Below are 21,260 nucleotides of genomic sequence, written 5' to 3'. Positions count from 1 at the left end.
TCGCCCTGCCGGGTAGCATTTTCGCGGAGCGATTGCGAGCCGGATGCGAGGATAGAGCTAGTCCTTCAGCCCGGCCCGGAACAGCAGGCTGGCGTCGCCATAGGAATAGAAGCGATATTCCTCAGCGATCGCATGGGCATAGGCCCGTTTCATGATGTCGAGCCCGCAGAAGGCCGAGACCAGCATGAACAGCGTCGAGCGCGGCAGATGGAAATTCGTCATCAGCAGGTCGACCGCGCGGAAGCGGTAGCCGGGGGTAATGAAGATCGCCGTGTCCCCCGAGAAGGGCTTTACGACGTCGTCCTCGCCAGTCGCGCTCTCCAGGAGCCGCAGGGCCGTGGTGCCGACGGCGACGATGCGCCCTCCGGCGCGCCTGACCGCATTCAGCGCATCGGCGGTCCCGGCACTGACGCTGCCCCATTCGGCATGCATGCGATGCTCGCGCGTATCCTCGGCCTTGACCGGCAGGAAGGTGCCGGCGCCGACATGCAGCGTGACGAAATGGCGGGAGACGCCGCGCGCCTCGAGGGCGGCGAAAAGCTCGGGCGTGAAATGCAGGCCGGCTGTCGGGGCCGCGACCGCCCCCTCCTGCCGCGCATAGGTCGTCTGGTAGTCGCCGATATCGGCGGCATCGGTCGGCCGCTTGCCGGCGATATAGGGCGGCAGCGGCAATTCGCCGAGCCGTGCGATCGCCTCGTCGAGATAGGCGCTGGTCAGAGAGAAGCGGAGCACGACCTCCCCGCCCTCTCCCTTCTCCTCGACCTCGGCCTGGAGTCGCATGAGCTCGCAGGCATTGCTCGCACCCTCACTATCGAAGATGACGGTATCGCCGATGGCGAGCTTCTTGGCCGGCCGGGCAAAGGCGCGCCAGCGATCGTCGCCCTCGCGCTTGTGCAGCATGATTTCGACGCGGGCGGACGTTTCGCCGCGATAGCGACGGCCGTAGAGGCGCGAGGGAATGACGCGGGTGTCGTTGAGCACCAGCGCATCGCCCGGCCGCAGCAGATCGACGAGAGCGCGCACGCCGCGGTCTTCCAGGGGCTCGGCTGCATCCGGCCTGACGACGAGCATGCGCGCCGCATCACGCGGGCTCGCGGGCCTCAGCGCGATGCGCTCCTCCGGCAGGTCGAAATCGAAAAGACCGACGTCCACGGCCGACGCTCACCTTGCTGCGGCTGAAACAGAACGAGCCCCCATCCCGAGGATGAGGGCTCGCGAATAAACGGCTGAAACGCTCAGGCGTCCGCCATCACCTTCATCGAGACGATCGAGTCGGGGTCGCGCACCGGCTCGCCGCGCTTGATCTTGTCGACATTCTCCATGCCTTCCACGACCTTGCCCCAGACCGTGTACTGCTTGTCGAGGAAGCGGGCGTCGTCGAAGACGATGAAGAACTGGCTGTTCGCCGAGTTCGGGTTCTGGGCGCGGGCCATCGAGCAGATGCCGCGGACATGCGGCTCGGCATTGAACTCCTGCTTCAGGTCCGGCAGGTCGGAGCCGCCGGTGCCGGTGCCGTGCGGGCAGCCGACCTGGGCCATGAAGCCGTCGATGACGCGGTGGAACACGATGCCGTCATAGAAGCCCTGGCGGGAGAGCGTCTTGAGGCGCTCGACATGGTTCGGCGCGAGGTCCGGGCGCAGCTCGATGACGATGCGGCCCTTGGTGGTTTCCATGACGAGGGTGTTCTCGGGATCGAGTGCCATCAGGTCGGCCTTTCATTGGACGGCGCGCGGCCGTGGAAGCGGATGGTGAAGGGTCGTCCCGCGATACTCGCTCCGAAGCGCGGCGACAACCTCATCGGTGTGCAACTGCGAACGGCGTTCAGGATCGACGTCGTGAACGCCGCCTGCAGATCCGGGTTCGAGCGACGCGTCTCCCAGGTGACGCGCGGCTGGCCGAAGAGCGTGCCGTTGCGGCGCAGGCTGAAACGCACCGTCGCCATCGCTCCGTCCGTCGGGCCGGCCATCACGGGCGGCTCCCAGCAGCGGCGCAAGGCCGGTCCGATCTCGGAGATGCGGTCGACCACGTCGCCCTGCAGGCCGCCGGTGGTCGGCGAGACCGAGCCGCTCAGGCCCTGGTCGACGCCGGGATAGGGGCTCGGAATAACCGGGCGGCGCTCGCCCTCGCCGAAGCGCCCGCCGATACCGGGCCCGTAGCGCTGGCCTGATTGCGGTGGCAGCACCGGGTTCTGCGAGCCCGAAGGCGGCGGCAGCACCGGGTTCTGCGAGCCGGAGGGCGGCGGGCGGCCGAGATCGAAGGTCTCCTGGGCCAGGCCGGGACCGGCCGCGCCCAGGGACACCAGAATGATCAGGACCGTGCCAGCCCTCGCCATCGCCTGTTACTTCGCGTCAGCCAGCAGCTTCATGCTGACGATCTTGTCGGGCGCGCTGACCTGGCCGTTATTGGCCGAGCTGCCCTTCTTGATCTTGCGCACGACATCCATGCCGGAGACGACCTCGCCGAACAGCGTATATTGGCCGGTCAGCGAGCCACAGCCCTCGAAGCAGATGAAGAACTGGGAATTGGCCGAATCCGGCGCGCTGGAGCGGGCCATGCCGACCGAGCCGACCTTGTAGGGAGTCTGGCTGAATTCGGCCGGCAGGTTCGGCAGATCGGACTTACCAGTGCCCGTGCCGGTCGGATCACCGGTCTGGGCCATGAAGCCGTCGATGACGCGGTGGAAGACGATGCCGTCATAGAAACCGCGCTTGGTCAGCGCCTTGATCTGCGCGACGTGCTTGGGCGCGAGATCGGGGCGCAGCCGGATCGTCACCTTGCCGTCCTTGGTCTCGAGCACGATCGTGTTGTTGGGATCGTTGGCAGGCGCCTGCGCCTGGGCAAAGCCCAAGGAAGCGGCAAGAGCAAGGATAGCAAGCGAGCTGCGCAGCATGAGGACCGTCTCCATGGCCGCCGGAGAGGCCCGGCAGATCAGATAGGCGGTGGTAGCTTTATCCTTTGGCCGGAACAAGGCGGATATGGCGTTGCTGCGAGCGGGATAGATCGCAATGCCGAGAGCATGGATGAAAGCTCGTGCCGAAGCCCTTCTTCGACTTGAAGACTGGGGGCAGCGGGCGTTTCGGCCAGAGTAGCCTTGCCGGGCTTCTTCAGATGCGTTTTCTCCCGTCATAGTCGGCTCGGCAATTTTTATTGCACTGCACAAGGGCAAGTTGGATTAAATTTGCAAAAAGATCAGGCTAGCCCTGCCTAAATGGGTGACAGGAGTGTTACAATCCGCTACTCATTCGGGGCTGGGCTCGCTCGGGTAAAACTTGAGCGCCGCGGACCAGGTCTCGGGAGGAACAAACGCCCGCCTAGTATATGAGCTGCACGCAAATAGACGCGCGCCATTACTGCGGTAAAAACAAACTCCAAAGGCAAGGCTCAGGCCTTGCCTTTTGTTTTTGGCGGCGAGCGATTGTTTGCTCAGATGTCGTAGACGGCCCAGATATACCAGACGATCGCAAAGATGACCGCCGCGATCACCGATGTGATCATCGCCTTCTTCACCAGGTTAGGCATGACCGGCGCACCGGGATCGGTGCCCTCGACATGCGCCTCCCCAGTCTCTGCTTCATTGCGGACGCCGAAGGGCAGCACGGTGAAGAGCACCGTCCACCAGATCACGAAGTAAACGGCCAGGCCGCCGGCAATGGTCATGATGTCAGTCCTTCGCGGCGCCGTTCGCCGACGAGCCCTCGCCCGCGAGAGCGATGCAGGAGAATGCGACGCGGGCCTCGGTGGGCACGCCGAAACGCGCCGTATGCCTGGCTGGCAGGCCGCCCGGAAAATGCTTCACATACTCGGCGTTGCAGGCGGCGTAGTCGGCCGGGTCGGTGATCAGCATCGTCACCTGCACGATGCGATCGAGCCCGCTGCCGGCCTCACGCAGAATCACGCCGATGCGGGCCAGCGCATTGCGCACCTCCTCGGACGGCGAATCGCCGCGAAAGATGCCGAGCGCGGGATCGTGCGGCGCGGAATGGCCGGAGACGAAGACAAGACCGCCCGCCCGCGTCGCCGCGCTGAACGGTCGTGGCGATCCCGCCTCGGGCTGTTCGAGGAATTCGATCATCTTGCCATTCGCCAATCCGGGCCCGAAGCCTCAAGCCTGTTCCAGTTCCACGAGCGTGCCGCAGAAATCCTTGGGGTGGAGGAAAAGCACCGGCTTGCCATGGGCGCCGATACGCGGCTCGCCCGTGCCGAGCACGCGCGCTCCAGCCTCCTTGAGCCGGTCGCGCGCCGCGAGGATGTCGTCGACCTCGTAGCAGATATGGTGGATGCCGCCATCGGCGTTGCGCTCGAGGAATTTCGCGATCGGCGAGTCGGCGCCGAGCGGCTCCAGCAGCTCGATCTTGGTATTGGGCAATTCGACGAAGACGACGGTGACGCCATGCTCAGGCTGCGGCAGCGGCTGGGAGACGCGGGCGCCGAGCGTGTCACGATAGAGCGCCGTCGATGCGGCAAGGTCCTTCACCGCAATGGCGACGTGATTGAGGCGTCCGATCATCAGCTCCCCCGAGTGAAAAGGCGAAGCAGCGGCGCTGCTTATCAGCCTATCTACACCTCGATCACCAGCGCATGCACCAGCGGCTTCTTGCCCCACTCCTCGTTGACGGCGCTGCGCAGGCCGCGCTCCAGCGCGTTGCGCAGCGCTTCGGGATCGCGCCGGCGCGCCTTGGGGATATTGTCGATCAGCTCCGAGACGGCATCGGCGACGAGCTCGTCGAAGGGCGTGCCATCACTGGCACGAGGCGGCAGGCCGAGGACGGCAATCTCCGGATCGCCGGCGAGCCCGCCCTTCTCGTCGACCGCGACCGCGACCGAGATCATGCCGGCGAAGGAGAGCCGGCGCCGCTCGACAATTGTCTTCTCCATGGCGCCCACCAGAAGGTCGCCATCCTGGTAGAGCCGGCCATGCGGGGCTTCGTCGACCTTGCGGGCACCGTCCGGTCCGATCGCGACGACATCGCCATTGCCGGCGCGCATGACATGCTTGACGCCGAGGCCGCGGGCGAAGGCGGCGTGCTCGCTGAGATGCAGATCTTCGCCATGGGCGGGAATGGCGATCCTCGGCTTCAGCCAGCCATAGAGCCGGGCCAGTTCCTCGCGGCGCGGATGACCGGAGACATGGACGAGATGGGTCCGGTCGGTGATGATCTCGATATTGTCGCGTGCCAGCGCGTTCAGGATGTTGCCGACCGACTTCTCGTTGCCGGGGATGGTGCGCGAGGAGAAGATCACGCGGTCGCCGGGCGAGAGCGCGATCTCGGGATGATCGTCCGAGGCGATACGCGAGAGCGCGGCGCGCGGCTCGCCCTGGCTGCCGGTGAGCAGCGCCACGACCTTGTCGCGCGGCAGGTAGCCATAGGTATCGACCGAGCGGAAAGCCGGGATGCCTTCCAGATAGCCGCATTCGCGCGCGACGTCGATGACGCGGTCCATGGCGCGGCCGACGACGACGACCTCACGCTGGGCCGCCATCGCGGCCTCGGCCACGGCGCGCAGCCGGGCGACATTGGAGGCGAAGGTGGTCACCGCGACGCGGCCCGGCGCCGAGGCGACCAGTTCCTTGAGCTTGGCCGCGACATCGGCCTCGCTCGGGCTGATGCCGTCGCGCATGACATTGGTCGAATCGCAGATCAGCGCCAGCACGCCCTCGTCGCCGAGCTCGCGCAGGCGCTTCTCGTCGGTCGGCAGGCCGACCTGCGGCGTCGGGTCGATCTTCCAGTCGCCGGTGTGGACGATGAGGCCGACCGGGGTCCGGATCGCCAGCGCGTTCGATTCGGGGATGGAATGGGCGACCGGCACGAATTCGATGTTGAACGGCCCAAGCGTGAAACGCCCGCCTTGGGCCACGATATTCATCGGCACCTTGGGCGCGCCGGGCTCGGAGAGCCGGCGGGTCGCCAGCAGGCCGGCAGCGAATTGCGTGCAATAGACCGGCGCGCGCAGGCTCGGCCAGAGCGCGGCGAGCGCGCCGATATGGTCCTCATGCGCGTGGGTGATGACGATGCCGAGGAGATTGGCGCGCTCCTCGATGATGTAGCGCAGGTCGGGCAGGACGATGTCGACGCCCGGCGCCTCCGGCCCGGCGAAGGACAGGCCGCAATCGACCAGGATCCATTTGCGCCGCCCCTCGGGCCCGAAGCCGTACAGCGCCGCGTTCATGCCGATCTCGCCAAGACCGCCGAGGGGCACGAATACGAGCTGGTCGCTGGAACGGGTCACGGCAAATCCTGACATGTGAGATTGAAGGCGCCGGGCGCCTGAAGAGGAAACAGCAGGCCTAGCATGCTCGCAGCCTCCCCTCCAGACCGCGGCAGGAGCGGCGGATGGGCGGCTGGCGCAGCACGATCAGGCCGGAGCGCCGAAATAGAGATCGCCGGCATCGATCACGCGCCGGCCGTCGTCCGTGTCGAGCTCGAGCCGTCCGAAGGCGTCAAGACCGGAGAAGCGGCCGGAGAGCGGGCCTTCCGACAGGCGCAAGGTGATGGTCTCCCCGAGGAAGGCGGCGCGTTCGAGCCAGGCGGCGCGGGTCGGCCCGAAGCCGCCGGGCAGCGACCAGGCGCGGAAGCGCGCGAGCCAGGCATCGCTCAGCGCGGCGAGCAGCGTCTCGACGGTGGCGGAGGACGCGATCTCCTTGAGGAAGCTCGCCGGATAGGGTGTGTCCCCGGGCCGGCTTGCGACATTGACGCCCATGCCGATGGTGACGGCGAAGCGCCCTGCCCGGCTTTCGCCTTCGAGCAGCAGGCCCGCGGTCTTGGCCCGGCCGATCAACAGGTCGTTCGGCCATTTCAGCGCAAGCTGCGGTGCGGTGAGGCCCGTGATCTTGGCGGCCGCGTCATGCAGGGCAAGGCCGGCAACGAAGCCGAGTTGCGGCGCCAGCGCCATCTCGCAGGGCTCGACCAGCAGCAGGCTGGCATAGAGGTTTCCCGGCGGCGAGCCCCAGCTTCGGCCATGGCGGCCGCGCCCGGCGCTCTGGCTGCGCGCGACGATCCAGAGCTGGCCGGGATCGCCCTGATCCAGCGCACGGCGGGCCTCCTCCATGGTGGAGGCGACCTCGTCGCGGATGATCAGCCGATAACCGGCGGCGCGCGCCGCCTCGCCTAGCACCGCGATCGGCTCAGAACAGCGATTTCGCAGCGGCCTCGGCCGCGTTGAACAGCGGGCCGGGCACGAAGGACAGGGCGAAGACGAAGATCGCCGAGACCAGCAGCACGAAACGTACGGCGAGATCGGCCCGCTCGAAGGCCGGCTTGGCATCGTCGAAATAAATGATCTTGACGACACGCAGGTAGTAATAGGCGCCGACCACGCTGGTCACGACGCCGACGACCGCCAGCACGTAGAGCTTCGCATTGATCGCCGCCGCGAAGACATAGAACTTCGCCCAGAAGCCCGCGAGCGGCGGGATGCCGGCAAGCGAGAACATCATCATCGCCAGCGCGAAGGCCATCCACGGATTGGTGCGCGACAGGCCTGCGAGTTCGGAGATCTCCTCGATCGGCTTGCCGTCGCGGCGCATCATCAGCACGCAGGCGAACGCGGCGAGCGTGGTCGCGAGATAAATCGCCATATAGGTGATCACGCCCTGGACGCCATCGGCCGTGCCGGCGGCGAGGCCGACCAGCGCATAGCCCATATTGGCGATCGAGGAATAGGCGAGCAGGCGCTTGATGTTGCTCTGGCCGATCGCGGCGAAGGCGCCGAGCGCCATCGAGGCGATCGACATGAAGATGATGATCTGCTGCCACTCGTGCAGCGCGGCCGGGAAGGCGCCGACGAAGACGCGCACGATCATCGCCATCGCCGCCATCTTGGGCGCGGAGGCGAAAAAGGCGGCGACCGGTGTCGGGGCGCCCTCATAGACGTCCGGCGTCCACATGTGGAAGGGCACGGCCGAGATCTTGAAGGCGGTGCCTGCGGCGACGAAGACGATGCCGAATATCAGGCCGATGCCGACATGCTCGCCATGGATGGCCTGGGCGATGCCGGTATAGGTCACCGTGCCGGTGAAGCCGTAGACCAGCGAGGAGCCGTAAAGCAGCATGCCCGAGGAGAGCGCGCCGAGCACGAAGTACTTGAGGCCCGCCTCGGTCGACTTGGCATTGTCGCGGTCGAATGCGGCGACGACATAGAGCGCCAGCGACTGCAGCTCGAGGCCGACATAGAGGCCGATCAGGTCGCTCGCCGAGATCATCATCATCATGCCGATCGTGGCGAGGACGACGAGGATCGGGAACTCGAAGCGCATCGAGCCGTCGCGGCGCATATAATCCGACGAGAGCAGGATCGCGGCCGCGGCGCCGATCAGGGTCAGCGCCTTCATGAAGCGGGCGAAGCTGTCGGCGACGAAGGCGCCGTTGAAGGTCACGGCCTTGCCGGTTCCGGACAGAACAAGCACCAGCGCAAGCGCCAGCAGCGCAAGCGCCGCGCCTTCCAGCAGACGCGTCGCGCTTTCGCCGCGCAGCGCGCCGACGAGCACCATGGCGATGGCGCCGATGGCGAGGATGATTTCCGGCAGCGCGGGGCCGAGAGCGGGCAAGGTCATCGCGATCAGCCTTACTGTGCGGCCAGCATCGCCGTCTTAGCGGCGGTGAGAGCAGCCTGATAGTTCCGGATGAGGTGTTCGGTCGGCGCGGCGAAGGCGTCGAGGATGGTGCCCGGCGCGATGCCATACCAGATCGTCAGAAGCACCAGCGGCGCCAGGATGACCATCTCGCGCGGGTTGAGATCCTGGATCGACTTGAGCTCGGGCTTGGTGAGCTCGCCGAAGACGACGCGGCGATAGAGCCAGAGCGCGTAGGCGGCCGAGAGGATGACGCCGGAGGTCGCGATGAAGGCGACCCAGGGGTTGGCCTTGAAGGCGCCGAGCAGGGTCAGGAACTCGCCGACGAAGCCGGCCGTGCCGGGCAGGCCGACATTGGCCATGGTGAAGACCATGAAGACGACCGCATAGAGCGGCATCCGGTTCACCAGGCCGCCATAGGCGGCGATCTCGCGGGTATGCATCCGGTCATAGACCACGCCGACGCAGAGGAAGAGCGCGCCCGAGACCAGGCCGTGGCTCATCATCTGGAACATCGCGCCCTGGATGCCCTGCGGCGTCAGGGTGAACAGGCCCATGGTGACGAAGCCCATATGGGCCACCGAGGAATAGGCGATCAGCTTCTTGATGTCCTCCTGCATCAGCGCCACCAGCGAGGTGTAGACGATGGCGATGACCGAGAGCGCGAAGACCAGCGGCGCGAACATCGCCGAGGCTTCCGGGAACATCGGGATCGAGAAGCGGATGAAGCCGTAGCCGCCCATCTTCAGCAGGATCGCCGCCAGGATGACGGAGCCGGCGGTCGGCGCCTCGACATGGGCGTCGGGTAGCCAGGTATGGACCGGCCACATCGGCATCTTCACCGCGAAGGAGGCGAAGAAGGCGAGCCAGAGCCAGGGCTGCATCGCCGACGGGAAGCTGTGTTTCAGCAGCACCTCGATATCGGTGGTGCCGGCGTTCCAGTACATCGCCATCAGCGCCAGCAGCATCAACACCGAGCCGAGCAGCGTGTAGAGGAAGAACTTGTAGGAGGCGTAGACGCGGCGCTTGCCGCCCCAGATGCCGATGATCAGGAACATCGGGATCAAGCCAGCCTCGAAGAACACGTAGAACAGCACGAGGTCGAGCGCCACGAAGACGCCGATCATCAGCGTCTCCAGGATCAGGAAGGCGACCATATACTCGCGCACGCGCTTCTCGACCGAGGTCCAGGACGCGAGGATGCAGAACGGCATCAGGAAGGCCGTCAGCACCACGAAGGGGAAGGAGAAGCCGTCGACGCCGAGCTTGAACTTGATCGCATCGGAGACCCAGCCATGGGTCTCGACCATCTGGAAACCGGGATTGGCGGGATCGAAGCGGGCCCAGGCGAAGCAGGCGAGCAGGAAGGTTGCAATCGTCGCCGCCAGCGCGGCATAGCGCGCGTTGGAGTTGACCGAAGCCTCGTCGCCCCGCTGCGCCAGGATGAAGGCCGCGCCGACCAGCGGCAGGACCAGAAGACCGGTGAGGATACCGAAACCGAACATCATCTCACCCGCGCGTCAGGAGATACCAGGTCACCAGGCCGGCGGCGCCGATCAGCATGGCGAAAGCGTAGTGGTAGACGTAACCCGTCTGCAGCCGCACGACGCGGTTGGTGACGTCGACCACGCGGGCCGAGACGCCATCCGGCCCGAAGCCGTCGATGACGAACCCGTCGCCCTTCTTCCAGAGGAACCTGCCGAGCCACATCGCCGGCTTCACGAACAGGAAGTCGTAGATCTCGTCGAAGTACCACTTGTTGAGCAGGAACCGGTACAGGACCGGGTTCGCCGCCGCGAGCTTGCCCGGCACGTCCGGCCGCAGCATGTACATGTAGAGCGCGACGAGGAAGCCGATCACCATCGCGACGAAGGGCGAGGCTACGACCCAGCCCGGAACCTCGTGCATCTCGTGCAGGATGTGGTTGTCCTTGCCGGTGAAGAGGGCGGCCTTCCAGAAATGCTCGTAGCCCTCGCCGATGAAGGCGCCCTTGAACGCGAGACCGGCGAAGACCGCGCCGAGCGACAGCACGGCAAGCGGGACCATCATCACCAGCGGGCTCTCATGCGGCGTGTGGTCATGGCCATGCCCGTGATCATCGTGACCATGCGAGGCATGGGCGTGATCATCCTTGGCGTTCGCATCATGCGAGCCGTGGTGAGCGGCGGCATGGTCGTCATGGCCATGGGCGTGGTCATCGTGATGACCGTGGCCGGCCCAGCGCGGCTGCCCCTCGAAAGTCATGAAATAGAGGCGCCAGGAGTAGAAGGAGGTGAAGCAGGCGGCGACGACCAGCAGCACATAGGCATAGGAACTCGCGAAGCCGCCATGCTCGACCGAGGCATAGGCGCTCTCGATGATCGCGTCCTTGGAGAAGTAGCCGGCGAAGAGCGGGAAGCCGGTCAGCGCCAGGTTGCCGATCGTCATGGCCGCGGCCGTCCACGGGATGTATTTCCGCAGGCCGCCCATGTTCCGCATGTCCTGCTCGTGGTGCATCGCGTGGATGACCGAGCCGGCCCCGAGGAACAGCAGCGCCTTGAAGAAGGCGTGGGTGAACAGGTGGAAGATGCCGGCCGAATAGGCGCCGACGCCGAGCGCGACGAACATGTAGCCGAGCTGCGAGCAGGTCGAATAGGCGATGACGCGCTTGATGTCGTTCTGCACGAGGCCGACCGTCGCGGCGAAGAAGGCCGTGGTCGCGCCGATGACGACGACGACGGTGAGCGCCGCCGGGGCGTATTCGAAGATCGGCGACAGGCGCGCCACCATGAAGACGCCGGCGGTTACCATGGTCGCGGCATGGATGAGCGCGGAGACCGGGGTCGGGCCCTCCATCGCGTCAGGCAGCCAGGTGTGCAGCAGGAACTGAGCCGACTTGCCCATGGCGCCCATGAAGAGCAGCAACGAGGCCAGCGTGAGCGCGTTCCAGTCATGGCCGAGGAAGCGGAAATTCTGGTTCACCAGCTCGCCGGCCTTCGGGAAGATGCCGTCGAAGGCGACCGTGCCGAACAGCACGAAGACCAGGAAGATGCCGAGCGCGAAGCCGAAATCGCCGACGCGGTTGACGATGAAGGCCTTCATCGCCGCGGCATTGGCCGAGGGCTTCTGGTACCAGAAGCCGATCAGCAAGTAGGAGGCGAGACCGACGCCCTCCCAGCCGAAGAACATCTGGACTAGGTTGTCGGCCGTCACCAGCATCAGCATGGCGAAGGTGAAGAGCGAGAGATAGGCGAAGAAGCGCGGACGGTGCGGATCCTCGTGCATGTAGCCGATCGAGTAGAGGTGCACGAGCGACGACACGGTGTTGACGACGACCAGCATCACCGCTGTCAGCGTATCGATGCGGAAGGCCCAGTCGACGCGAAGATCGGCCGAGGCGAGCCAGGTCGCGACCTGGACGCGGGTGGTGCCCGAGCCGAAGCCGACCTGGAAGAAGGCGACCCAGGACAGGACCGCGGAGACCATCAGCAGCGAGGTGGTGACGATCTCGGAGCCACGCGCGCCGATCAGGCGGCCGAGAATGCCGGCGATCAGGAAGCCGATGAGCGGGAGGAAGACGATCAGGTGATACATGGCAGGTCGCGGGGCCCCGAGGGCGCTCAGCCTTTCATCATGTTGATGTCTTCCACCGCGATCGTGCCGCGGTTGCGGAAGTAGACGACGAGAATGGCGAGGCCGATCGCGGCCTCAGCCGCAGCCACCGTCAGCACCAGCAGCGCGAAGACCTGGCCGACGATGTCGTTCAGGAAGCTGGAGAAGGCGACGAAGTTGATGTTGACCGAGAGCAGGATCAGCTCGACCGACATCAGGATGACGATGACGTTCTTGCGGTTGATGAAGATGCCGAGCACGCCGAGCGTGAACAGGATGGCGCCGACCGCGAGATAATGTCCAAGGCCGATCATCAGACGGTCTCCTCAACGCCGGCATGCGACTGCACCTTGCGGACCTCCATGGCGGTCTCCTTGGTGCGGGCGTTCTGCTGCGGAATGCTCTGGCGCTTGACGCCCGGCCGGTCGCGCAGAGTGAGCACGATGGCGCCGATCATGGCGACGAGCAGCACGAGGCCGGCCGCCTGGAAGTAGTAGATATACTGGGTGTAGAGCACCCGGCCGAGCGCCTCGGTATTGCTGATATTCGCCGGGATCGCGGCGACGGGGGCGCGCACGATCTGCGGGTCGATGACCCAGGCGCCGACGACGAGCAGGAGCTCGACCGCGAAGATCAGCCCGATCAGCGCCCCGACCGGCAGGTATTGCAGGAAGCCCTGGCGGAACTCGGCGAAGTCGACGTCGAGCATCATCACCACGAAGAGGAAGAGCACTGCGACCGCGCCGACATAGACGACGACCAGCAGCATCGCGAGGAACTCGGCCCCGAGCAGCAGGAAGAGCCCCGCCGCGTTGACGAAGGCGAGGATCAGGAACAGCACCGAATGAACGGGGTTGCGCGACGACACCACCATGAACGCCGAGGCGATGGTGATGCCTGAGAACAGATAGAAGAAAGCCGCTGCGGCATTCATCTCGGCCAACCCTTCCGCCCTCGCAGGCGGTCCTCGTTTCAGTCGGGCGCCAGGCGACTCCGGCGCAGTTTGGAGCGTCTATAGTCAGGCCCGCCGGACGCGACAACCGCGCGACGGGCGAGGCTGATCAGCGGTAGGGAGCATCCATCGCGATGTTGCGCGCGATCTCGCGTTCCCAGCGCGCGCCGTTCGCGAGCAGCTTGTCCTTGTCGTAGAACAGCTCCTCGCGGGTCTCGGTCGCGAACTCGAAATTCGGGCCTTCGACGATGGCATCGACCGGGCAGGCTTCCTGGCAGAAGCCGCAATAGATGCACTTGGTCATGTCGATGTCGTAGCGCGTGGTGCGGCGGGTGCCGTCATTGCGGCGCGGGCCGGCCTCGATGGTGATGGCCTGGGCCGGGCAGATCGCCTCGCAGAGCTTGCAGGCGATACAGCGTTCCTCACCGTTCGGATAGCGGCGCAGCGCGTGCTCGCCACGGAAACGCGGCGAAAGCTGCCCCTTCTCGAAGGGGTAGTTCAGCGTCGCCTTCGGCTTGAAGAAATAGCGCATCGACAGGAAGAACGCCGAGACGAACTCCTGGAGCAGCAATCCCTTGGCGGCTTGCGCGAGTGACATCGCCCTCAATCCCTCTTCATACTCAGCCGAACAGGGTCCGGCCGATCACATAGCCCATTACGGGCCAAACCAGCAAAGTCAGCACCAGAATCGCCGCCTGGAGCAGGCGAATCCGACGCTCGTAATCATCGTACTCGGCCCGGGTCTTCGAGGGGTTCGTCCGGCGCAAACCGGCGACTACCACGCCCGAAACCAGCCTGTACTGGACCAGGCCAACGACGAAGCCGATCAGAGCTCCGACGAGGCCGGGCCAATCCCCCATCAGTGCACCGGCGCCCAGCCGGTGATCTGCAGCACCGCCGCCACGACAACGACCGAGACCAGCGAGAGCGGCAGGAAGACCTTCCAGCCCAGCCGCATCAGCTGATCGTAGCGGTAGCGCGGCACGAAGGCCTTCACCATCGCGAACATGAAGAAGACCAGCGTGATCTTCAGCGCGAACCAGAAGACGCCCGGCAGCCAGGTGAAAGGCGCGATCGGGAACGGCGGCAGCCAGCCGCCGAGGAACAGGATCGTGGTCAGCGAGCACATGGTCATGATCGCCACGTATTCGCCGAGCATGAACAGCAGGTACGGGGTCGAGGAGTACTCGACCATGAAGCCGGCGACGAGCTCGGATTCGGCCTCGGGCAGGTCGAAGGGCGGCCGGTTCGTCTCGGCCAGCGCCGAGATGAAGAAGACCACGAACATCGGCAAGAGCGGCAGCCAGTACCAGCGCAGCATGCCCCAACTGGTGTTCTGCGCCTCGACGATGGCCGAGAGGTTGAGCGAGCCGACGCAGAGCAGCACGGTGATGATCACGAAGCCGATCGAGACCTCGTAGGACACCATCTGCGCCGCCGAGCGCAGGGCGCCGAGGAACGGGTATTTCGAGTTCGAAGCCCAGCCCCCCATGATGACGCCGTAGACGCCGAGCGAGGAGATCGCGAAAATATAGAGGATGCCGACATTGATATCGGCGATCGCCCAGCCTTCCGCCACCGGAATGACCGCCCAGGCCGCGAGCGCGAGCACGCAGGAAACGAGCGGCGCCAGCAGGAAGACGCCCTTGTTGGAGCTGGCCGGGACGATCGGCTCCTTGAAGACGAATTTCAGCAGGTCGGCGAAGCTCTGGAACAGGCCGAAGGGCCCGACCACGTTGGGGCCGCGGCGCAGCTGCACGGCCGCCCAGATCTTGCGGTCGGCCAGCAGGATATAGGCGATGAAGACCAGCAGGCAGACCAGCAGCAGCAGGCTCTTGCCGAGAATGATCGCGAGATCGAGGACGATATCCCAGTTCATCGTGCCTTACTCCGCCGCCTGCCGCATCCGGCCGGAAGCCAGCGCCGAGCATTCGGCCATGATGGCCGAGGCGCGCGCGATCGGGTTGGTCTGATAGAAGTCGGCGATCACCGAAGCGAAGCCGGCCTTGTCGGTCTTGCCGCCGAGGCCCGCCAGCGCGCCGAGCACCGAGGCATCGGCAAGCGTCAGCGTGTCATGCGCGGCAAGGTGCGGGTGATCGGCATAGAGCGCCTTGCGCAACGCGCCGAGCGAGTCGAAGGGCAGCGTCTTGTCGAGCGCGCCAGAGAGCGCACGCAGGATCGCCCAGTCCTCGCGGGCATCGCCCGGCGGGAAAGTTGCGCGGTCGGTCATCTGCACCCTGCCCTCGGTATTGGCGTAGGTGCCGGATTTCTCGGTATAGGTCGCGCCGGGCAGGATGACGTCGGCGCGATGGGCGCCCTTGTCGCCATGGGTGCCCTGGTAGATCACGAAGGCGCCTTCCGGCACCTCGATCTCGTCGGCGCCGAGCAGGTAGAGCACGTCGAGCGCGCCCGGCTGCAGCATGCCGGCAACGTCGAGACCGCCCTCGCCCGGCACCAGGCCGAGATCGAGCGCGCCGACACGCGCGGCAGCGGTGTGGAGCACGCCAAAGCCGTTCCAGCCATCCTTGACCGCGCCCAGTGTCTGCGCCGCCTTGGCGGCGAGCGAGAGCAGCGCCTCGCCGTCGGCACGGGCGAGAGCGCCCTGCCCGACCAGCACCATCGGCTTGTCGCCGGCGGCCGAGGCGCTCTTGACCAGCTCGGCCAGTGTCTCGGGGCCGGCGCCGAGATAGTCATGACTATAGGTCAGGTCGGCCTGCTCGCCGATCAGCGAGACCTTGAAGTCGCCGCGCAGCCAGCGCTTGCGGATGCGGGCATTGATGATCGGAGCCTCGCGGCGCGGATTGGCGCCGATGATCAGTAGCGAGGTCGCCTCCTCGATCCCGGCGATGCCGGCATTGAGGACGTAGCTGGCGCGGCCATGCTTCGGATGCAGCTTGGTGCCGTCCTGGCGGGCGTCGAGATTGGCGCTGCCGAGCGAGGCGATCAGCGCCTTCAGGGCGAACATCTCCTCGACGGCGGCGAGATCGCCGGCAATGGCGCCGATGCGCTCGGGCTTGGCCGCCTTCACCTTGGATGCGATCAGCGCGAAGGCCTCGGTCCAGCTCGCGGCCCGGAGCTTGCCGTTCTCGCGGATATAGGGCCGGTCGAGCCGCTGCGTCCGCAGCCCGTCGACGATGTGGCGGGTCTTGTCGGAGATCCACTCCTCGTTCACCGCCTCGTTGACGCGCGGCAGGATGCGCATCACCTCGCGGCCGCGGGAATCGACGCGGATCGCCGAGCCGACCGCGTCCATCACGTCGATGGATTCGGTCTTGGTCAGCTCCCAGGGGCGGGCCTTGTTCTGGTAGGGCTTTGAGGTCAGCGCGCCGACCGGGCAGAGATCGACCACGTTGCCCTGGAGCTCAGAGGTCATCGCCTGCTCGAGATAGGTCGTGATCTCCATGTCCTCGCCGCGGCCGATGGCGCCAAGATCGGTGCCGCCAGCGACTTCAGTGGTGAAGCGGACGCAGCGCGTGCACTGGATGCAGCGCGTCATCGAGGTCTTGACCAGCGGGCCGATATACTTGTCCTCGACCGCGCGCTTGTTCTCGGCATAGCGCGACGTGTCGACGCCATAGGCCATCGCCTGGTCCTGCAGGTCGCACTCGCCGCCCTGGTCGCAGATCGGGCAGTCGAGCGGGTGGTTGATGAGCAGGAACTCCATCACCCCTTCGCGCGCCTTCTTGACCATCGGCGACTTGGTCAGGACGACCGGCGGCTCGCCGTTCGGGCCGGGGCGCAGATCGCGCACGCCGATGGCGCAGGAGGCCTGCGGCTTCGGCGGGCCGCCCTTCACCTCGACCAGGCACATGCGGCAATTGCCGGCGATCGAGAGCCGCTCATGGAAGCAGAAGCGCGGCACCTCGGCGCCTGCGGCCTCGCAGGCCTGGAGCACGGTGTAGTCGGCCGGTACGTCGACCTCGATGCCGTCGATGAGGAGCTTGGTCATGCCTGTTTCGCCTCGTGACCCGCAGTCCAGAAGTCCAGCAGGTCGGTCACAAGAATCCCGTCAATCGTCATGCCTTCCATGCGGCCCGCCGTGTTCGAGGCACCCGCAAGATTGGCCTTGTCGATGCGCAGGCCCGACAGGTTCACGTTGTGCACCCGCCAGCCCGACATGTTGAGATCGTCGAAGGAGCAGCCAGCCAGATTGACGTTGTGATACTCGCCGCCGGACAGGTTGACGTTCTCGAACGTGCCGCCCGACATGTTCACGTCGTCGAACACGGACCCGGAAATATCCGAGCCGCGAACCTCCAGCCGGTGCTTCTCGCGCTCGATCTTCATCACGCTCACTCCGCCGCCATCAGCCGAACCGGCTCGCTATGCGGGTTGGCGGCATAGTCGTCGATGCGCTGCTCAATCTCATGACGGAAATGCGCGATCAGGCCCTGGATCGGCCAGGCCGCGGCATCGCCGAGCGCGCAGATCGTGTGGCCCTCGATCTGCTTGGTGACGTCGAGCAGCATGTCGATCTCGCGCTTCTGCGCCCTGCCCTCGGCCATGCGGCTGATCACGCGCCACATCCAGCCAGTGCCCTCGCGGCAGGGCGTGCACTGCCCGCAGCTCTCATGCTTGTAGAAATAGCTGATGCGGGCGATGGCGCGGACGATGTCGGTCGACTTGTCCATCACGATCACCGCCGCCGTGCCGAGGCCGGAGCGCAGCTTCGAGAGCGAGTCGAAATCCATCGGCGTGTCGATGATTTGCTCGGCCGGCACCATGCGCACCGAGGAGCCCCCCGGGATGACCGCCTTGAGATTGTCCCAGCCGCCGCGGATGCCGCCGCAATGGCGGTCGATCAGCTCGCGGAAGGTCAAGCCCATCGCCTCTTCGACATTGCACGGCTTGTTCACATGGCCGGAGACGCAGAACAGCTTGGTGCCGACATTGTTGGGCGTGCCGATCGAGGAGAACCAGCTCGCGCCGCGGCGCAGGATGGTCGGCGCGACCGCGATCGACTCGACATTGTTGACCGTGGTCGGGCAACCGTAGAGGCCGACATTGGCGGGGAATGGCGGCTTCAGCCGCGGCATGCCCTTCTTGCCCTCGAGGCTCTCGAGCAGCGCCGTCTCTTCGCCGCAGATATAGGCGCCGGCGCCGTGATGCACATAAAGATCAAACGGATAGCCGTGCTTGTTGTCCTTGCCGATGAGCCTGGCCTCATAGGCCTCGTCGACGGCACGCTGGAGCGCCTCGCGCTCGGCGACATATTCGCCGCGGATATAGATGTAGGCCGCGTTCGCGCCCATCGCGAAGGAGGCGATCAGGCAGCCCTCGACCAGCGTATGCGGGTCGTTGCGCATGATCTCGCGGTCCTTGCAGGTGCCCGGCTCCGACTCGTCTGCGTTGACGACGAGGTAATGCGGGCGCCCGTCGCTCTGCTTGGGCATGAACGACCATTTCAGGCCGGTCGGGAAGCCGGCGCCGCCACGGCCGCGCAGGCCCGACTTCTTCATCTCGTCGATGATCCAGTCGCGGCCCTGCTCGAGCAGGAACTTGGTGCCGTCCCAGGCGCCGCGCTGGATGGCGCCCTTCAGCCCGGGATCGTGCAGGCCGTAGAGATTGGTGAAGATGCGGTCGCGATCTGCAAGCATCGTTTTCGCCTCACTTCACCGGCTTGTCGCCGAGCTTCGATTCCGGCCGCCAGCCGGTCGCGAGCTTCTTGGACTGGGAGATCCAGTCGTCACGGGTGGCGCGGCCCTTGAAGCCGGTCAGCCGCGAATCGACCCAGGCCAGCTCCGCCGGCGTCCAGGCCGCGACCTGATCGTAATGCCAGATGCCCATCTCGTTGAGCATCTTGGCGAGCTTCGGCCCGACGCCATAGATCAGCTCGAGATCGTCAGGCGCATTGTTGCGCGCGGCGGTCAGCAATTCGGGCTTGCTCTCCTCGACCGCGGCGGGCGCGCCAGCCTTGTCGGACGGCGTCTTGCCCTCTTCCACCGGCTCGGAGCCCTTCACAGCCTTGCCCACTGCCGAAGGCGTGTCCTGCGCGGCGCTGGCCGGCTGGGCCGGCTCCGACGGCTTGGGACGAGCGGGCGTCGCGGCCTCGGGAGCCGGAGCGGTCTTGGTATCGGTCGGACCAGCCTTGCCGGCCGCAGCGGCGGCTTCCGCCTCGGCCTTCGCAGACGCTTCGGCCGCCGCCTTGGCGGCAGCGGCCTCGGCCGCGGCCTTGCGCTGCTCGGTGATGCGGGCCTGCCAATTGCCGGCGCCGATCATCGAGCCGTCGAACAGCGCGGGATCCTTCAGCGTCTCGCCGCCGCCGAGCGGCTCGGAGCCGGAGCGCGCGACCTGCGGGCCAGGCTTGGTCGGCCGGCCGTTCCGCAGATCGTCGAGGAGCTTGCGGAAATTCTCCGGGGTCAGGTCCTCGTAATAGTCGAAATTGACCTGCGCCATCGGCGCGTTGCAGCAGGCGCCGAGGCACTCGACCTCGAGCCAGGAGAGCTTGCCGTCGGCCGACACGGTCGATTGCGGGCCGATCACGTCCTCGCAGACCTTCTTCAGCGCCTCGGCGCCGCGCAATGCGCAGGGCGTGGTGCCGCAGAGCTGGATGAAATGCTCGCCGACCGGCTGCAGGTTGAACATCGTATAGAAGGTGGCGACCTCCATGACGCGCATCGGCGCCATCGAGAGCTTCTTTGCGATGGCCTCGATCGCGGCGCGCGGCACCCAGCCATGATGCTGTTCCTGCGCTTTCCACAGGAGCGGGATCACGGCCGAGGCCTGGCGGCCTTCCGGATATTTGGCGATCTGCTGATCGGCCCAGTTCTCGTTCGCCGGAGTGAAGGCGAAGGAGGTAGGCTGGACCTGATCGGGCGCGAGACGACGGACGGACATGTCTCAGTTCACTCCACGCGTCATGCTCGGGCTTGTCCCGAGCATCCACGTCTTGGCAACATTGGCCACGTTCAAGACGTGGATGGTCGGCACGAGGCCGACCATGACGGTTGAGGCAATCACCGGTCGACCTCCCCGAACACGATGTCCAGTGAACCCAGGATCGCCGAGACGTCGGCGAGCATGTGCTTGCGGCACATGAAATCCATGGCCTGGAGATGGGCGAAGCCCGGAGCCTTGATCTTGCAGCGGTAGGGCTTGTTGGTGCCGTCGGAGACGAGATAGACGCCGAATTCGCCCTTGGGCGCCTCGACCGCAGCATAGACCTCGCCCTCGGGCACCTTGTAGCCCTCGGTATAGAGCTTGAAATGGTGGATGAGCGATTCCATCGAGCGCTTCATCTCGCCGCGCTTGGGCGGCACCATCTTGCCGTCGAGCGAGGAGATCGGCCCGCCGCCCTCCGCCGAGAGCAGCTTCTCGCAGCACTGCTTCATGATGCGCACGGACTGGCGCATCTCCTCCATGCGGATGTGGTAGCGGTCGTAGCAGTCGCCGTTCTTGCCGATCGGGATATCGAATTCGAGCTCTTCGTAGCACTCGTAGGGCTGCGCCTTGCGCAGGTCCCAGGCGGCGCCGGAGCCGCGCACCATCACGCCCGAGAAGCCCCATTTCCAGCAGGTCTCGAGATCGACCACGCCGATATCGACATTGCGCTGCTTGAAGATGCGATTGTCGCTGAGCAGGCCCTCGAGATCGTCGCAGACCTTGAGGAACGGATCGCACCATTCGGCGATGTCGTGGATCAGCGAGGTCGGCAGGTCCTGGTGGACGCCGCCGGGCCGGACATAGGCCGCGTGCATGCGCGCGCCGCAGGCCCGCTCATAGAAGATCATCAGCTTCTCGCGCTCCTCGAAGCCCCAGAGCGGCGGCGTCAGCGCGCCGACATCCATCGCCTGCGTGGTGACGTTGAGGATATGCGAGAGGATGCGGCCGATCTCGGAATAGAGCACGCGGATGAGCTGGCCGCGCTTGGGCACGGTAACGCCCATCAGCCGCTCGACCGCGAGCGCGTAGGCATGCTCCTGGTTCATCGGCGCGACATAGTCGAGCCGGTCGAAATAGGGCACGGCCTGGAGATAGGTCTTGGCCTCGATCAGCTTCTCGGTGCCGCGATGGAGCAGGCCGATATGCGGATCGACGCGCTCGACGATCTCGCCGTCGAGCTCCAGCACGAGGCGCAGCACGCCGTGCGCCGCCGGATGCTGCGGGCCGAAATTGATCGAGAAGTTGCGGATGTTGTGCTCGGTCATC

22 protein-coding genes are annotated in these 21,260 nt (G+C 65.9%); all 22 read right to left on the bottom strand.

Features of this window, described 5'->3' with window-relative positions; translation table 11 throughout:
- Positions 1–57: 57 nt before the first annotated feature.
- Positions 58–1,152: a tRNA preQ1(34) S-adenosylmethionine ribosyltransferase-isomerase QueA gene (gene queA / locus EV560_RS27780; protein WP_131859084.1), complete on the bottom strand. Its 1,095-nt coding sequence runs from the start codon at positions 1,150–1,152 to the stop codon at positions 58–60.
- A gap of 83 nt (positions 1,153–1,235) precedes the next feature.
- Entirely contained in the window at positions 1,236–1,703 is a 468-nt protein-coding gene (locus tag EV560_RS27775) for a peptidylprolyl isomerase (protein WP_131859083.1), read from the bottom strand.
- A complete protein-coding gene (locus EV560_RS27770) occupies positions 1,703–2,332 on the bottom strand; it encodes a hypothetical protein (protein ID WP_131859082.1) in 630 nt (209 codons plus the stop codon). Before EV560_RS27770 ends, EV560_RS27775 begins: the two co-directional genes overlap by 1 nt.
- A gap of 6 nt (positions 2,333–2,338) precedes the next feature.
- Positions 2,339–2,890, bottom strand: a complete 552-nt coding sequence (locus EV560_RS27765) for a peptidylprolyl isomerase (protein ID WP_131859081.1) — start codon at positions 2,888–2,890, stop codon at positions 2,339–2,341.
- 533 nt (positions 2,891–3,423) lie between these two features.
- Positions 3,424–3,657, bottom strand: a complete 234-nt coding sequence (locus EV560_RS27760; protein ID WP_131859080.1) for a DUF1467 family protein — start codon at positions 3,655–3,657, stop codon at positions 3,424–3,426.
- Positions 3,658–3,661: 4 nt separating this feature from the next.
- Positions 3,662–4,072 carry a RidA family protein gene (locus EV560_RS27755; RefSeq protein WP_131859079.1) on the bottom strand — a complete coding sequence of 137 codons (411 nt, stop codon included), beginning with the start codon at positions 4,070–4,072 and terminating at the stop codon, positions 3,662–3,664.
- Positions 4,073–4,102: 30 nt separating this feature from the next.
- Positions 4,103–4,507 (bottom strand): methylmalonyl-CoA epimerase, encoded by a 405-nt coding sequence (gene mce, locus EV560_RS27750; protein WP_131859078.1) that lies wholly within the window; start codon positions 4,505–4,507, stop codon positions 4,103–4,105.
- 50 nt (positions 4,508–4,557) lie between these two features.
- A complete protein-coding gene (locus EV560_RS27745; RefSeq protein ID WP_131859077.1) occupies positions 4,558–6,228 on the bottom strand; it encodes a ribonuclease J in 1,671 nt (556 codons plus the stop codon).
- Positions 6,229–6,354: 126 nt separating this feature from the next.
- The gene (locus tag EV560_RS27740) at positions 6,355–7,113 is read right to left on the bottom strand and encodes a biotin--[acetyl-CoA-carboxylase] ligase (protein WP_248312232.1); all 759 of its coding nucleotides are present in this window, start codon (positions 7,111–7,113) and stop codon (positions 6,355–6,357) included.
- A gap of 10 nt (positions 7,114–7,123) precedes the next feature.
- On the bottom strand, positions 7,124–8,551 hold the full coding sequence (nuoN, locus tag EV560_RS27735; RefSeq protein ID WP_131859076.1) for an NADH-quinone oxidoreductase subunit NuoN: 1,428 nt from the start codon (positions 8,549–8,551) through the stop codon (positions 7,124–7,126).
- A gap of 11 nt (positions 8,552–8,562) precedes the next feature.
- Positions 8,563–10,074, bottom strand: a complete 1,512-nt coding sequence (locus EV560_RS27730; RefSeq protein WP_131859075.1) for an NADH-quinone oxidoreductase subunit M — start codon at positions 10,072–10,074, stop codon at positions 8,563–8,565.
- A gap of 4 nt (positions 10,075–10,078) precedes the next feature.
- On the bottom strand, positions 10,079–12,142 hold the full coding sequence (gene nuoL / locus EV560_RS27725) for an NADH-quinone oxidoreductase subunit L (protein ID WP_131859074.1): 2,064 nt from the start codon (positions 12,140–12,142) through the stop codon (positions 10,079–10,081).
- Between the two features lie 26 nt (positions 12,143–12,168).
- Entirely contained in the window at positions 12,169–12,477 is a 309-nt protein-coding gene (gene nuoK, locus EV560_RS27720) for an NADH-quinone oxidoreductase subunit NuoK (protein ID WP_066620004.1), read from the bottom strand.
- Positions 12,474–13,094, bottom strand: a complete 621-nt coding sequence (locus EV560_RS27715) for an NADH-quinone oxidoreductase subunit J (RefSeq protein WP_131859073.1) — start codon at positions 13,092–13,094, stop codon at positions 12,474–12,476. The genes nuoK and EV560_RS27715 overlap by 4 nt, the downstream gene beginning before the upstream one ends.
- 127 nt (positions 13,095–13,221) lie before the next feature.
- A complete protein-coding gene (gene nuoI / locus EV560_RS27710; RefSeq protein WP_114829994.1) occupies positions 13,222–13,710 on the bottom strand; it encodes an NADH-quinone oxidoreductase subunit NuoI in 489 nt (162 codons plus the stop codon).
- A 22-nt stretch (positions 13,711–13,732) separates the two neighbouring features.
- A complete protein-coding gene (locus EV560_RS27705; protein ID WP_131859072.1) occupies positions 13,733–13,972 on the bottom strand; it encodes a hypothetical protein in 240 nt (79 codons plus the stop codon).
- The gene (gene nuoH / locus EV560_RS27700; protein ID WP_131859071.1) at positions 13,972–14,991 is read right to left on the bottom strand and encodes an NADH-quinone oxidoreductase subunit NuoH; all 1,020 of its coding nucleotides are present in this window, start codon (positions 14,989–14,991) and stop codon (positions 13,972–13,974) included. Before nuoH ends, EV560_RS27705 begins: the two co-directional genes overlap by 1 nt.
- Positions 14,992–14,997: 6 nt before the next feature.
- On the bottom strand, positions 14,998–17,061 hold the full coding sequence (gene nuoG, locus EV560_RS27695) for an NADH-quinone oxidoreductase subunit NuoG (protein ID WP_131859070.1): 2,064 nt from the start codon (positions 17,059–17,061) through the stop codon (positions 14,998–15,000).
- Positions 17,058–17,399, bottom strand: a complete 342-nt coding sequence (locus EV560_RS27690; RefSeq protein WP_131859069.1) for a pentapeptide repeat-containing protein — start codon at positions 17,397–17,399, stop codon at positions 17,058–17,060. The genes nuoG and EV560_RS27690 overlap by 4 nt, the downstream gene beginning before the upstream one ends.
- Positions 17,400–17,404: 5 nt before the next feature.
- Positions 17,405–18,709 carry an NADH-quinone oxidoreductase subunit NuoF gene (gene nuoF, locus EV560_RS27685; protein WP_131859068.1) on the bottom strand — a complete coding sequence of 435 codons (1,305 nt, stop codon included), beginning with the start codon at positions 18,707–18,709 and terminating at the stop codon, positions 17,405–17,407.
- 10 nt (positions 18,710–18,719) lie between these two features.
- Positions 18,720–19,949, bottom strand: coding sequence for an NADH-quinone oxidoreductase subunit NuoE (nuoE, locus tag EV560_RS27680; RefSeq protein WP_131859067.1), 1,230 nt, complete (start codon positions 19,947–19,949; stop codon positions 18,720–18,722).
- 119 nt (positions 19,950–20,068) lie between these two features.
- Entirely contained in the window at positions 20,069–21,259 is a 1,191-nt protein-coding gene (locus EV560_RS27675; protein ID WP_131859066.1) for an NADH-quinone oxidoreductase subunit D, read from the bottom strand.
- Position 21,260 lies beyond the last annotated feature (1 nt).

Source organism: Allobosea sp. BK604 (assembly GCF_004341515.1).
In the GTDB taxonomy this organism is placed as follows: Bacteria; Pseudomonadota; Alphaproteobacteria; order Rhizobiales; family Beijerinckiaceae; genus Allobosea.
Note: the sequence above shows the minus strand (reverse complement) of the source record. Positions and strands in the feature narration are given on the sequence as shown.